Annotated in this window: 14 protein-coding genes; 7 read left to right on the top strand and 7 right to left on the bottom strand. The window is 66.3% G+C overall.

Annotated features, from left to right (window positions below; genetic code table 11):
- The first annotated feature begins 1 nt into the window (after position 1).
- Positions 2-1,195 (top strand): FAD-dependent oxidoreductase, encoded by a 1,194-nt coding sequence (locus tag LSI54_RS02515; RefSeq protein ID WP_241477678.1) that lies wholly within the window; start codon positions 2-4, stop codon positions 1,193-1,195.
- Between the two features lie 281 nt (positions 1,196-1,476).
- On the top strand, positions 1,477-1,839 hold the full coding sequence (locus LSI54_RS02510; RefSeq protein ID WP_241477677.1) for a DUF805 domain-containing protein: 363 nt from the start codon (positions 1,477-1,479) through the stop codon (positions 1,837-1,839).
- Between the two features lie 24 nt (positions 1,840-1,863).
- Here LSI54_RS02510 and LSI54_RS02505 read toward each other — a convergent pair whose 3' ends face one another.
- Genes LSI54_RS02505 through LSI54_RS02495 form a run of 3 tightly spaced genes read right to left on the bottom strand, consistent with a single transcriptional unit; the run spans position 1,864 to position 4,915 of the window.
- The gene (locus LSI54_RS02505) at positions 1,864-2,922 is read right to left on the bottom strand and encodes a PPK2 family polyphosphate kinase (protein WP_241477676.1); all 1,059 of its coding nucleotides are present in this window, start codon (positions 2,920-2,922) and stop codon (positions 1,864-1,866) included.
- Between the two features lie 48 nt (positions 2,923-2,970).
- Entirely contained in the window at positions 2,971-3,861 is an 891-nt protein-coding gene (locus tag LSI54_RS02500; RefSeq protein WP_241464143.1) for a polysaccharide deacetylase family protein, read from the bottom strand.
- Positions 3,862-3,907: 46 nt separating this feature from the next.
- Positions 3,908-4,915, bottom strand: coding sequence for an asparaginase (locus LSI54_RS02495; protein ID WP_241477675.1), 1,008 nt, complete (start codon positions 4,913-4,915; stop codon positions 3,908-3,910).
- Between the two features lie 164 nt (positions 4,916-5,079).
- Here LSI54_RS02495 and LSI54_RS02490 point away from each other — a divergent pair, with 164 nt between their 5' ends.
- The 3 genes from LSI54_RS02490 to LSI54_RS02480 all read left to right on the top strand — a co-directional run bounded on the left by LSI54_RS02490 (position 5,080) and on the right by LSI54_RS02480 (position 8,639).
- The gene (locus LSI54_RS02490; protein WP_241477674.1) at positions 5,080-6,141 is read left to right on the top strand and encodes a hypothetical protein; all 1,062 of its coding nucleotides are present in this window, start codon (positions 5,080-5,082) and stop codon (positions 6,139-6,141) included.
- Positions 6,142-6,388: 247 nt separating this feature from the next.
- Positions 6,389-6,931, top strand: coding sequence for a hypothetical protein (locus tag LSI54_RS02485; protein WP_241477673.1), 543 nt, complete (start codon positions 6,389-6,391; stop codon positions 6,929-6,931).
- Positions 6,932-7,154: 223 nt separating this feature from the next.
- A complete protein-coding gene (locus LSI54_RS02480; protein ID WP_241477672.1) occupies positions 7,155-8,639 on the top strand; it encodes a benzaldehyde dehydrogenase in 1,485 nt (494 codons plus the stop codon).
- A gap of 2 nt (positions 8,640-8,641) precedes the next feature.
- On the opposite strand, the gene LSI54_RS02475 is transcribed toward LSI54_RS02480, so the two are convergent.
- Complete coding sequence (locus LSI54_RS02475) at positions 8,642-9,247, bottom strand: TIGR03085 family metal-binding protein (protein WP_241477671.1); 606 nt, start codon at positions 9,245-9,247, stop codon at positions 8,642-8,644.
- A 50-nt stretch (positions 9,248-9,297) separates the two neighbouring features.
- On the opposite strand from LSI54_RS02475, the gene LSI54_RS02470 reads away from it, so the two are divergent.
- Positions 9,298-9,843: a TspO/MBR family protein gene (locus LSI54_RS02470; RefSeq protein WP_241477670.1), complete on the top strand. Its 546-nt coding sequence runs from the start codon at positions 9,298-9,300 to the stop codon at positions 9,841-9,843.
- A gap of 26 nt (positions 9,844-9,869) precedes the next feature.
- Here the strand turns inward: LSI54_RS02470 and LSI54_RS02465 are convergent, their stop codons facing one another.
- From LSI54_RS02465 to LSI54_RS02455, 3 genes are all read right to left on the bottom strand, one after another.
- The gene (locus LSI54_RS02465) at positions 9,870-10,574 is read right to left on the bottom strand and encodes a VIT1/CCC1 transporter family protein (RefSeq protein WP_446740413.1); all 705 of its coding nucleotides are present in this window, start codon (positions 10,572-10,574) and stop codon (positions 9,870-9,872) included.
- A gap of 81 nt (positions 10,575-10,655) precedes the next feature.
- The gene (locus tag LSI54_RS02460; RefSeq protein WP_241464132.1) at positions 10,656-10,916 is read right to left on the bottom strand and encodes a glutaredoxin domain-containing protein; all 261 of its coding nucleotides are present in this window, start codon (positions 10,914-10,916) and stop codon (positions 10,656-10,658) included.
- A gap of 45 nt (positions 10,917-10,961) precedes the next feature.
- The gene (locus LSI54_RS02455) at positions 10,962-12,488 is read right to left on the bottom strand and encodes a TIGR01777 family oxidoreductase (protein WP_241477668.1); all 1,527 of its coding nucleotides are present in this window, start codon (positions 12,486-12,488) and stop codon (positions 10,962-10,964) included.
- Positions 12,489-12,595: 107 nt separating this feature from the next.
- Between LSI54_RS02455 and LSI54_RS02450 the strand changes: the two genes are divergently transcribed.
- The gene (locus LSI54_RS02450) at positions 12,596-12,988 is read left to right on the top strand and encodes an HNH endonuclease (protein ID WP_241477667.1); all 393 of its coding nucleotides are present in this window, start codon (positions 12,596-12,598) and stop codon (positions 12,986-12,988) included.
- The last annotated feature ends 46 nt before the right edge of the window (positions 12,989-13,034 follow it).

Here is a 13,034-nt window from a genome sequence, read left to right as displayed (position 1 = left end):
GGTGCGGCAGACGGATGTGCTCGTCGTCGGAGCCGGACTCGCGGGGCTGCGCGTCGCGACCAGGCTGGCGGAGCGCGGGCACTCGGTGGTGGCCATCGACCGGCGACGGGACCTGACCACCTCCATCAGGACGACTGGGATCTTCGTGCGGCGCACTTTGGATGACTACGACCTGCCCGATCATCTCCTCGGACCAGCGATACGCCGGGTGGTGCTGTACCCACCGAGCCTGCGCGATCCGGTGGAGCTGGTCAGCGAGCGCGATGAGTACCGCGTAGGTGAGATGGGTCCGCTCTACGCGGCTGGGGCCCGGGCCGCAGTCTTCGCCGGGGCTGAACTGATGCTGGGCACCCGCTACCTTGGTGGCTCGGATGGCCGATACGAAGTGACCGGGCCTGACGGACCCACCACGGTGCATGCCCGCTTCTTGGTCGGGGCGGACGGTGCGCGGTCGCGGGTGGCTAGGGATCTGGGACTGGACCGCAACACGCAGCTGCTAGTCGGCGCGGAGAATGTCTTCACCGTCTCCGAGCCGGTGGGCTCCCCCGCCTTCCACTGCGTCCTGGATCCCCGGCTGGCGCCCGGGTACATCGGCTGGGTGATCAACGACGGAACCCACGCCCACGTGGGAACCGCCGGGTACTCCCGCCGCTTCACCGGCGGGGTGCGCAGCACGCTGGACGAGTTCGCGACGCGCGCTCCAGGATTGACCGAGGCGGACCGCCCCCCTGCCGAGGTCGAGCGCCGCGGCGGCCCCATCCCGGTGGGCGGGCTGCTGCGGCGGATCAGTTCACCCAATGGGCTGCTCGTCGGTGACGCGGCCGGCGCGGTGTCACCGCTGACCGCCGGCGGACTGGACCCCTGCCTGCGACTCTCCGACTACGCGGCCACCGCGCTGGATGAGGCACTGCGGACCGGCCGGCGAGAGGCACTGCAGGACTACGACGGCGGCGCGCTGCGCCGGAAGTTCACCGGACGGTTGGCGATGCGCCACGCACTGGCCCAGGTGAAACACCCTCTGATGGCGAGCGCCGGATTCGAGGTGCTGCGGACGCCCTTCGGGCGGGCAGCGGCGCGGAAGGTGCTGTTCGAGGATCGGTCGTTCCCAGACCCACCAAACCCGATACGTCTTGGGAAGGGAAGTGAACCTGGAACCGGATACACATCGACGGAGACAATGTCGCGTCCATCATGATGGCTGATCCCGACGTCGGCGGAGGCTCTGCTGAATTTTCGAGTCCCTTCCCAGATCAGCGCCTTGCGGCATAGGGTTGAACATACATAAGCGTCGACACCGGAGTGAATCATCGTGAGCAGCTACAGCACCGATCCGTCGCAGACCACTACCTCTGCTCCCCCGTTGAACGAGCCGCTCTACGGAGCCACACTCGGCCAGGCCGTGCGCGCTTCTTCGGCAAGTACGCGCACTTCAAGGGCTACGCCTCGCGCAGCGAGTACTGGTGGGTGCAACTCTTCATGACCGTAGTCGGCGGGCTGATATCAATCCCGCACATGCGCACCTACGATCCCGCGCTGGGATACTTCGACCTGACTCAGGGCACCGGCAACGTCGAGGGACTGGTTCTGGCGAGCTCGCTCGCGGCCTTCGTCTGGGGCGTCGCAACGGTTCTTCCGATGCTCGCGGTGAGCTGGCGCAGGCTGCACGACGCAGGACTCCCAGGACCCGTCTATTTCCTGGGACTGATCCCCTTCATCGGCCCCTTCATCGTTCTGATCCTGATGATCTTGCCGACGCGGTTCGATAAACGGCACCCGAAGTGGGAGTACTCGACGGAACCAGCGCCCGAGGCGCAGGAGGCGGGACGCTCCCTCCCCTAGGCTTTCCACCTCATCTGTGAGACCTCACGACTCCAGCAGCCGCTTCCGCTCGGCCTCCACGTCATAGTCCGCTGCGGGCCAGCGCAGCTTCAGGTCAGAGAGCGCGGCGATGAGCAGCTCCTGGACCGCCAGTCGGGAGTACCACTTCCGGTCCGCGCCGATCACATGCCAGGGCGCGTGGTCGGCGTCGGTGGCTTCCATAAGGTGAGAGTAGACCTCCTGGTAGAGGTCAAACTCGGCCCGGGCGTCGGCGTCGGAGGGGTCATACTTCCAGTGCTTCTCCTTGCGGTCCAGCCGGGAGACCAGCCGGTCCAGCTGCTCCTCCTGGGAGATGGTGAGCTTGATCTTGATGATCACGAAGCCCAACCGGACCAGTTCGCGCTCGAAGAGCATCAGCGCCTCGGTGCGGCGCTCGAGCTCCTCCGCACTCTCGCTGCCGAGGATGGTGGGCACCAGCACGTCCTCGTAGTGGGAGCGGTCGAAGACCCCCACATGCCCGGGGCGTGGGAGCCTGCGGATGATGCGCTCCAGGTAGTGCTCACGACTCTCCGCTGGGGTGGGCTTGCCGAACCCGGCCACGTCCACACCCATCGGGTCCATGGAGGTCACGACCTGCTTGACCACCCCGCCCTTGCCGGAGGCATCCATGCCCTGCAGCACCAGCAGGATCCTGGGCCCCCGCGCCAGGTTGCTGAGCGCCTTCTCCACCTCGGGTGAGAACAGCTCCTCCCGGCGGGCCTTCTCCGCAGGTGTGCGCCGAGGCACTCGGCCGGCGATGGCCTTGGCCACCTCGCGCTGGTCCTCTTCAGACGCTGAGACGACATGTGCCCACATCAGCTCCTGCAGGTCGGCCAGCATCTCGGCGCGTTCATCGAGCGCGTCCTCGCCGTCGTCCTTCTTGCCCTTGAACCCGACCTTCTCGCGGGTGGGGGCATCTGCAAGTGAGAACGGGGACGGGTATTGGTTCACCCGCCAGAGCTTGCGGGGGTCGCCCTCGAACGGGGTCTTCTTCGCGCCCTTGGGTCCGCGGACGCCGTCCAGGGGGACATCGAGCCGGTGGGCATTCTTCTCATTCTTGGACACGGTGTCTCCTTGTGGCAGATGCAGCGGCGATTTCAGGGGGCAGGAAGGTCAGTCGGTTGTGCGCGGTGAGCGGCGGATGAAGTCATCGGCGATGTCATTGAACTGCGCCCACTTCACGCCTTCGTGGGAGTTGATGTGTTCGATCAGCCGCTCCAGCATCAGCAGCACCTGCGGGCGTCCGGAGACGTCGGGGTGGATGGTGATGGTGAAGACCGCGTAGTCGCTCTCCCGGTAGACCCAGTCGAACTGGTCGCGCCACATCTCTTCGAGCTGACGTGGATTCACGAAGCCGTGGCTGTTGGGGCTGGACTTGATGAACATCATCGGCGGCAGGTCATCGAGGTACCAGGAGGCGGGAATCTCTACCAGGTCGGTCTCCTCGCCGCGGATCAGGGGCTTCATCCAGGAGCTGGCGGGCTTGTCGTAGTCGATCTTCGAGTGCTCCCAGCTGTCCCCGACGCGCACGTAGTAGGGCTCGAAGTCCCGGTGCATCAGCGAGTGGTCATACTTGATGCCCTGTTCCAGCAGCAGCTCGTTGGTGACCGTCGAGAACTCCCACCAGGGCGCCACATAGCCGGTGGGGCGGCGCCCGGCGCGCTTCTCGATCAGATCGATGCAGTAGGTGAGGATCTCGGTCTCCTGCTCGCGGGTCATCGCGATCGGGTTCTCATGGCTGTAGCCGTGGACTCCGATCTCGTGCCCGGCGGCGACCACCTGATCGAACTGCTCGGGGAAGGTCTCGATGGAGTGCCCTGGCCAGAACCAGGTGGAGGGCAGGTCGTACTTGGCCAACAGGTTGTTCAACCGGGGCACCCCGACCTCACCGGCGAACATGCCGCGGGAGATGTCTCCCGGGGAGTCCTCGCCGCCATAGGAGCCGAGCCAGCCGCCGACCGCGTCGACGTCGATGCCCAGTGCTACGTAGATCTCTTTGGCCATGATGTGAGTACCTCTTCCGTGTCTGGTGCAGTGCGTCTGAAGTGTTCTAGGTCTGCGGGTTCAGCCGTGCGTCCAGCTGGTCTCTGGCCTGGCTGGGTGAATGGGCGCTCAGCAGCAGCGCCATCAGGATCCGGGCCTGGGTGGCGGGCAGGTCTGAAAGCGGGACAGCTCCGGCGGCGACGGCGTCCACGGCTCCCCCGCCTCCGTATATCACCGCGACGGGCCCGGCCCCGGTGCGGGTGCCCAGACCCACCAGGACACCCTGAGCGGTGGCCTGCGCGATGGCATCGGTGAGCGGAACACCGGGGTTGCCTGCCCCTGCGCCGAGCACAACGACACCGGTGGCCCCGGCCTCGAGAGCTGCGTGCATCAGCGCGGCGTCGGCCCCGGGATAGCCCAGGACCATGTCCACCCGCTGATCTTCGAATGCCGCGTTGGGCAGCGGGAGCGGCTCGGGTGTCAGCGCCTGGGCGAAGTAGCTGGTGCCGGAGCCGACGACGGCGCCCAGCGCGCCTGCACTGCGGTGGCCGAAGGGCTGCGGGGCCAGGGTGTGGTTCTTGCGCAGACCCAGTGCGCTGTGGATCTCCCCGCCGAAGACCAGCAGCACGCCTTGGTCGCGGGAAGCTGGCGAGGCCGCGGTGTGGATGGCGTCGTGGAGGTTGCGTGGGCCGTCGCCGTCGGGGTGATCGGGGCTGCGCTGGGCTCCGGTGAGCACCACCGGCCGCGGATCATCATGGGTGAAGCCCAGCAGCGCGAGGGTCTCTTCCATGGTGTCGGTGCCATGGGTGACGACTACGCCGTCCACGTCTTCCCGGCCCAGGATCCGCGCGACCTCGTGGGCGATCCGGGAGAGGTCGGCTAGAGAAAAGTTGAAGGAGTTCTGCACCGCAACGTCCTCGGACTCGAGTTCGACGCCGGCTCCGAAGTCGTCGAGTCCGTGCGTGCTCAGGGCGCTGATCAGGTCTGCGGCGCTGTCCTTGGCGCGGGACCCGCCTGCCGAGCTCTGACGGGAGGAGATGGTTCCTCCGGTGGCCAGCACGACGATGCGGGTCATGTCAGCCTCGATTCTTGTGGTCGCCACTGTCTTCCTTGAGTCCATCACAGACCAGCGGTGAGGACAACGACGTTTGCTGTGGTTACGCTCGAGGTGACGCCTCGTACGGAGCTCTCCCTATATGGGCCTGGCTCCGCGCGGGGATATAAGGAGGAGCACCACACATGTCATCATCCGACACCCCCATCCGGGTGATGCTGGTCGCGGACCCGGGAGTGGCCGCCCGCCGGATCAGAAAGATCGAAGCAGTGTTCACCGCTGAAGCGCGCGAAGTGCTGGCCGACGACGTCACTGTGGAGATCGAGACTCGAAGCGTGCGGATAAGCCCTGACGGGACTCTGGACATCAAGGCGCTGGGTGAACTCGACGCCGAGCACCTCGATGCCGACGCCGTCCTCATGCTCACCGAGGTGCCCCGCCATGACGAGGGACGACCGCTGGTGGCGGAGATCTTCGCCGAGAACAGGACGGCGATCATCTCTTATCCAACCCTGGGCATCTGGGCGACCAAGCGGCGGATCCGTGAGATCTTCATGGACTGTCTGTTGCGGCTGCTGCCTGATTCCCACGGGCCGCTCCAGGAGAAATATAAACAACGATGGACTCACTGGAGGCCGGCAGAAGGAAAAGAACGGCACCGGTTGTTCGCCCGCTCCGGCACCGGCGACCTGCGAACGATACTGGGCATGACCGTCGCCAATGACCCGTTCCGGACCGCTCCGAAGCTCTCCGGCGCCCTGGCCGGTGCGGCGGCGGTGGGCGCCTTCGGCATCTTCTACTACTCGATCTGGCAGATGGCTGACGCGTTGAGCACGGCACGGCTCCTCTCCATCGGGGTCACCGCGATCCTGAGCATGGTGGTCTGGCTGATCTTCACCAACAGGCTCTGGGACAAACCTACGAACCGACACCTGGCTCGGGTCGTCTGGCTGTACAACGGGTCCACCGTGCTGACCCTGCTGATCGCAGTGTCCGTGCTCTACACGGCGCTGGTGGTGACCATTCTGATCGGCGCTCTCGTCGTCATCGACCCGGATTTCCTGGCTGAACTCATCGGCAACGAGATCAGCTTCTTCAACTACCTGGACATCGCGTGGCTCAGCGCCGCCATGGGAGTTGTGGCAGGAGCGGTGGGATCCACCTTCGACTCCAGCATGGACATCCGCCGCATCACCCATGGCCAGCGCGAGTCCCAGCGTCGGTATTCGGAGGAAGAGCTGGGCTAGGTGCGGTTCTTCGTAGGTTCTGATTCATGTCCGTGGTCATACCTAGGGTGATTCTCACTGGCACAGAAACTGTTTTTCTCAACGTGTCAGATCTCTGGATAGGCCAGGGAATCACTCGAGGAAGAGGGACACGATGAATCACTCGCACCAGGATCAGCACCAGTCTTACCCACCGGCTGCAGGCGGTGCGGACTCACCGGAGAAGCCCAGGAAGAGCCGTCGCTGGCCGTGGATAGTCGGCATCGTAGTGGCACTTATTGCGGGGGTCGGTATCGGCAGCAGCGGAGAGCCCGAACCTGAGATCGTCACCGAGACCGAGACGGAGACCATCACCGAAGAGGTCGAGGTGGAAGTCGAGGTGGAACCGGCAGACCTCGAGGAGCGCCGCGAGGTCATCGCCGAAGACGAGGAATCCATCGAGACCCGGGCATCCGAGCTCGAGGACCGTGAAGATGCCCTGGACGCACGGGAGGAGGAGCTGGCATTGCAGGCCGAGGAGGAAGCCGAAACGGAAGCGGCCGAGCAGTCCGCACAGGAAGAGACATCAGCCTCGGATTCCGGATCCATCCCGGGCTCAGGAACGTTCCTGGTCGGCGAGGAGATCCAGCCGGGCACCTATCGCACCGAGAGCACCTCAGGGTTCTGTTACTGGGCCCGACTCTCAGGACTCAGCGGTGAGTTCGACGACATCATCACCAATGGACTCCCCGAGGGACAGGGATTTGTCACCATCGCCGAGACGGATGTCGCCTTCGAGACCAGCGACTGCGGCGAATGGACTGCACAGTAGAGATCCCGTCGACATCACCGGGTGAGTCCGGGTGCCCGGACTCACCCGGTTCCACGCTCAGAATGAGCTCTCGATGCCTGACTCAGGTCCTTGTCGCACTTCACCGCGACAGATGTGAAGGTCGACTTTTTCGCACACGACACTTGAATTGAGCTGTGCGGCAGATCACTATGGAGATAGGCAAAATTGCCGTGCAGTCTTTCCCCTCCCGAGAGGTCACCACATGTCCACCACCTCCACGCTTGACACGACCACACTCCTCGACGACGTCCGCTGGGACAGCAAGGTCTTCACCGGCCAATGGCAGACCGGCGGGGGTGAGCTGATCCCGATCACCGAGCCCGCCACCGGCGACAGCCTCGGCACCGCCGGCGGCGCCTCCGTCGCCGACGTCGAGCGCTCCGCCACCGCGGCGGCCGCCGCGCAGAAGAAGTGGTCCGCGATGAAGCCCTCCGAGCGCGCCGCAGTGCTGCGCCGCGCCGGAACCCTCTTCGAGGAGCACGCCAAGGAGATCGAGACCTGGATCATCCGTGAGACCGGCGGAGTCCCGGCCAAGGCCGCGCTGGAATCCCACGTCGCCGCGGCCGAGTGCTTCGAGGCCGCCGCACTGCCCTCCGCTCCCGCCGGTGAGGTGCTGACCACCGAGCAGCCGCGCTGGTCCTTCGCGCGGCGCCGCCCCGCCGGCGTCGTCTCGGTGATCTCCCCGTTCAACTTCCCGCTGATCCTCTCCATCCGCTCCGTCGCTCCCGCACTCGCGCTGGGCAATGCGGTGCTGCTGAAGCCGGATCCGCGCACCACCGTCTCCGGCGGCGTGACCATCGCCCGGATCTTCGAAGAAGCCGGCCTGCCCGCCGGCGTGCTGCACCTGCTGCCCGGTGGCGGCGAGGTCGGCAAGGCGCTCACCGAGGCACCCGAGGTACGCATCATCTCCTTCACCGGCTCCACCGCGGCCGGACGAATGGTCGGTGAGACCGCGGGCAAGCTGCTCAAGCGCGCCCACCTGGAGCTCGGCGGAAACAACGCCCTGGTGATCCTGCCCGGTGCCGACCTGGACAAGGCAGCCTCGGCCGGTGCCTTCGGCTCCTTCCTGCACCAGGGTCAGGTCTGCATGACCACCGGACGCCACCTGGTGCACGAGTCGCTGAAGGACGAGTACATCGCAAAGCTGAGCCAGAAGGCGAAGAACCTTCCGGTGGGCAACCCGGCGGAGGACGGCATCGCCATCGGCCCCATCATCGACGCCAAGCAGCTCGACCGGATCCACTCGATCGTGGAATCCTCCACCGCAGACGGCGGCACGGTCGAGGCCGGCGGCGTTTTCACCGACCTCTTCTACTCCCCCACCGTGATCTCCGGGATCACTCCTAAGAACCCGGCCTGGACCGAGGAGATCTTCGGCCCCGTGGCTCCGGTCATCTCCTTCTCCACCATCGAGGAGGCCGTGGAGATCATCAACAGCAGCGAATACGGGCTCTCGGTGGGCGTGCTCGGCGATGTCGGCCTGGCCATGAAGATCGCCGACCAGGTCGACTCCGGCAAGGTCCACATCAACGAACAGACCGTGGGCGACGAAGCGAACGCGCCCTTCGGCGGGGTCGGCGATTCCGGCACCGGCTCCCGGCTCGGCGGCGCGAGCGCGAACATCGAGTCCTTCACCGAGACCCAGTGGCTGACTGTGCGCTCGGAGATCGCGTCCTACCCGTTCTAGATTCAGCCCTCGCTGATGCTGACCTGGGCCTTCTCCTCGCGGCCGAAGGCCCAGAGCAGCAGCTCCTCGGGCGCGCCCTGGATCTCCTGCACCGGGGCGGAGGACGGTCCGCTCGTCGTCGCGCCGTAGCCGGGGCTGATGAACGTGATGCGCCGCTTCGCCTTGCGCGCGGCCATCGCGAACATCGCCGTGGCACCCTGCTTCCAGAGTCGCCTGCGCAGCTTCTCGGAGATGCGGCGCGGGCTCTTCGGATCGAAGTCCGACTGCGCGCGCAGCACGTCCTCGGTGTGGATGTAGAACTCCGCGGTGTTCATCAGATCGTTGAGCGGTGGGAGGCTCTGCGGGAAGTAGAGAGGCGGCCCGGCCTCCGCCCGGTTGACCAGCGACTCATACCCGGTGGCGCGCAGCTTATCCAGGGTCCTGCGCGCCGCGTCGCCCACCAGCGGCAGCGCCGGACCGATGATCAGGTCCGGGCGGGAATCGCGGATCACGATGTGCAGAGCCAGGTCCTCGGCGGCCCACCCTTCGCAGAGCGTCGGGGCGTCGGCGGGGACACTGCGCAGTGCAGTGACCAGGGCTTGGCGTTGCTCAGAAGCTGTAGAGGTCATAGGCCCAAGTGTATGGTCGGGGCATCACTTGGGTACGGAAGGACCGTGAGATGACTCCGCACGCACGCACCGAAACTTGGCTCGATCCACATGGCACCCCGGACTCCACGGTGAAGCAGCTCATCGCGCTCATCCTCTTCGTCGGGATCCCGCAGGCAGTGGGGTTCCTGGGCAACATTCTCACCGCCGATGAGACCGACGGGTGGTACGCCGACGCGGACAAGGCCGCCTGGACCCCGCCGGATGCGGTCTTCGGTCCGGTCTGGACCGTGCTGTATCTGCTGATGGGCGTGGGCGCCTGGCTGGTCTGGCGCCGTCGGCACAGCGTCAACGCCACTCCGGCACTGGCGCTGTTCGTGGGGCAGCTGGTGCTCAACAGCATCTGGTCCCCGCTGTTCTTCGGCGGCTATCCGCTCTTCGGCACCGCAGCTCTTTGGGCCGCGATGGTGCTCATCGTGGTGTTGATCGTCGCGATCGGGCTGACCATCTGGCGGTTCTGGCCGATCTCCCGGGTGGGGGCATACTTGCTGCTCCCGTACTTGGCGTGGACGCTGTATGCCTCGACGCTGAACTTCTACATCGCGCTGATGAACTGAGCGTCCAGGGCTTGCGCGGGACTCGACTACCCGAACCCGGTGCCCAGCAGCGTGCCGATGATGAACGTGGCCGCGAGCGCGATCGCTCCGCCGATCACCACCCGCATGGTGGGCCGCAGCATCGGACTGCCGCCGAGCCGAGCACCTAGCGCCCCGGTCAGCGCCAGGGTCAGCAGCACCAGCGCGAAGGTCGCCGCGATCCGGATATCAGGCGGCAGCAGGATCGCGGCGAAGGGAATGGTCCCGCCGACGGTGAAGGCCGCGGCCGAGGCGAACGCCGCCTGCCACGGGCTGATCAGGTCCTCCTGATCGATGTTGAGCTCGACGGAGAGGTGCGCCGCCAGCGCGTCATCCGCGGTGAGCTCCTCGGCGACCTTGCGCGCGGTCTCGGCGGAGAGCCCCCGCGCTTGGTAGAGGCCGGTGAGCTCGTCGAGCTCCTGCTCCGGCATCTGTGCGAGCTCTCCGCGCTCCTTCTCGATCAGCGCCTTCTCACTGTCGCTCTGGCTGCTGACCGAGACGTACTCGCCCAGCGCCATGGAGATCGCGCCGCCGACCAGGGCGGCGGTGCCTGCGGTCACGATGGGCGCGAGCTGGTTGGTCGCTCCAGCCACGCCGACGACGATGGCCGCGACGGAGATGATCCCGTCGTTCGCGCCGAGCACCCCGGCGCGCAACCAGTTCAGCCGTCCCGCGATGCCTGCGGTGTGCGGCTCTCCGGCGTGGACTGGCATATTCATCCGGCGTCCCTCAGGATTCGGCAGCTGGTCGGGCAGATCTGCTGCGCCCATTGGACCGTAGACCTGAGGCTCAGCTCAAGAGGTCGCGCCCAGCTCCCGAAGCTTGGCCTCGACATCGGCGTTGGAGGGCTCCACCTGGTGTGAGCCGTCGGGGTAGACGACCACGGGAATCTGCTTGCGTCCGGAGATCTCCTCGGCCACCTTCGCGGCGGCGACGTCGTGCTCCAGGTCGATGTAGTCATAGTCCAGCTCGAGCGCGTCGAGCTGGGCCTTGGTCCGCCGGCAGTCCCCGCACCACTGGGCGCCGAACATCCGGATCTTGGTGTCTTCTGTCATTGGGCATTCTTCCTTCTCTGGACCAGGGTCAGCTGTCTGACGGTGTCAGCTGCCGAGCACGTGTTCGAGGGCCTCTTGCAGGGTGTGGTGGCGGAACGCGTATCCCAGGGACTGGGCCTTCACCGAGGTGACCTGCTGATCCGCGCCGACGATCTCCTTGGCACCCTGCTCACCGAGGACCAGCTTCGGACCGAAGGTCGGCACCGGGATCGCCGAGGGGCGGCGCATGACCGCGGCCAGGGTCTTGGAGTACTGCTTGGCGGTGACCGGCTCAGGCCCGACACCGTTGACCGGACCTTCGGCGTGCGGGTTCAGCGCCAGGTGCACGATCAATGAGGCGATGTCATCGATGCTGATCCAGCTCTGCCACTCCTTATCACCCAGCGGTCCGCCAGCACCGAGGGTGTAGAGCGGCAGAAGCTGAGAAAGCGCGCCGCCGGCGGGGGTCTGCACGATCCCGGTGCGGACGATCCCGACCCTGACCCCGGCCTTCTTCGCCGGCGCGGTGCTCTCTTCCCACTTCTTGCAGACGTCAGCGAGGAAGTCAGTGCCCGCAGGTGAGTCCTCGGTCAGGATGGCGCTGCGGCTGGAGCGATCGGCCGGCGTCGCACCGTAGTAACCGATGGCGGAGCTGCTGATCAGCACGCGGCCGCGCTGATCGGCTTCTTCCAGGTGCGCGAGGGTGGTGGCGATCAGCGAGGTCCCCTCCACGCGGGAGTCGAGGACCTTCTTCTTGTGCTCATCGGTGAAGCGGGCGGCCAGCGGGTGTCCGGCGAGGTGGATGACGGCGTCCACGTCGCGCAGCGCCTCCGGGTCAAGGGTTCCGGCCTCGGGATCCCAGATGATCTCTCCGGTCTTTCCGCCAGAGGAGTCCCCGTGGCCGCGGACCATCCGGCGGACCTCGATGCCGGCACCGCCGAGCAGCGCGCAGACCTGGCGTCCGATCAGCCCGGACGCGCCGCTCACGGCGACCACCTTGATCGGGGCGACCTCGGGCACGTGGTGGGGGTCTTGGTTCAGCTGTGAAGCCAGGCGGCCGTGGGACTGGTGGAAGGCCAGGTCATCGCTGCTCTGTCGGCCGCGGTAGGCGAAGATCCGGTTCAGTTCGGCCTCGAACTGGCGAGCGACCACCTTCTGCACCGCGGCGGGGAGCTTGTCCACCAGGGGCAGCTCGTAGGTGACCTTTTCACGCAGGACCATCCCGGCGCCGTCGTCCTCGAAGCTGCGGTCATGCCGCCAGGACTTCGCGGGACCCGAGATCATCTCATCGGAGAAGCCATGTCCAGGCTTGAAATTGGTGTGCCGCGAGCGCCATTTGGTGTACCCGCGCATCGGCAGCGAGCTGGCCGAGCCGGCCATATCGGCGAGGGAGGACAGGGTGGTGCCGAAGAAGCTGGGCATGTTGATCCCGAGCACCGACTCCGACCCGTCCTGCAGACCATTGGTGGGCTCCTCGATCACTCGGCCGGCGAAGGGCGGATGCAGCCGCACCAGCGCACCCGGGCGGGCGTACCAGTCGAAGACGTCTTCACGGGAGAAGGGCAGGTGGGTCTCGTACTCGAAGATCGGCATAATGCCTCCTGGTAGACCTGGCGCGGCAGCTTAGCCGGAACGCTACCAGGCCTCACTGCCCGGTGTCTGGGAGTTTCTTCCGGCCTCCGCGGTGCTAATCTCGGGCCATGCCGGTTCGTAACACTCGCCGCGTCCGCGCCGCGCGCCGGCGGACCAGACGCGTCGCCGCCTCGGGAAGCGACCTGACGAAGGACCAGTGGTTCCGCATCCTCCAGGCGTGGGCGCGCTGCGCCTACTGCGGCGCCGAAGGGGCTCCTCTCCAGAAGGACTGCGTATCCCCGATCTCCCGGGGTGGGCGCTACACGATCGACAACGTGGTGCCTGCCTGCCGTTCCTGCAACGCGAGCAAGTGCAACGACGAGGTCACCTCCTGGATGCGACGACGGCGCCTCGACGAGCCGGCGTTCCTGCGCCGCTGGGTCGAGATCACTCGAATCCTCCGCGCGGAGGATGCAGCGGTGGAAGATGCAGCAGTGGATGATGAAACGGCGTTGAGCTGATCACATCTCGTCCCGGAAGCCGTGTCATAGGGCTGTGACAGAGTGG

Source organism: Nesterenkonia sp. AY15 (assembly GCF_022565855.1).
Classification (GTDB): Bacteria; Actinomycetota; Actinomycetes; order Actinomycetales; family Micrococcaceae; genus Nesterenkonia.
Note: the sequence above shows the minus strand (reverse complement) of the source record. Positions and strands in the feature narration are given on the sequence as shown.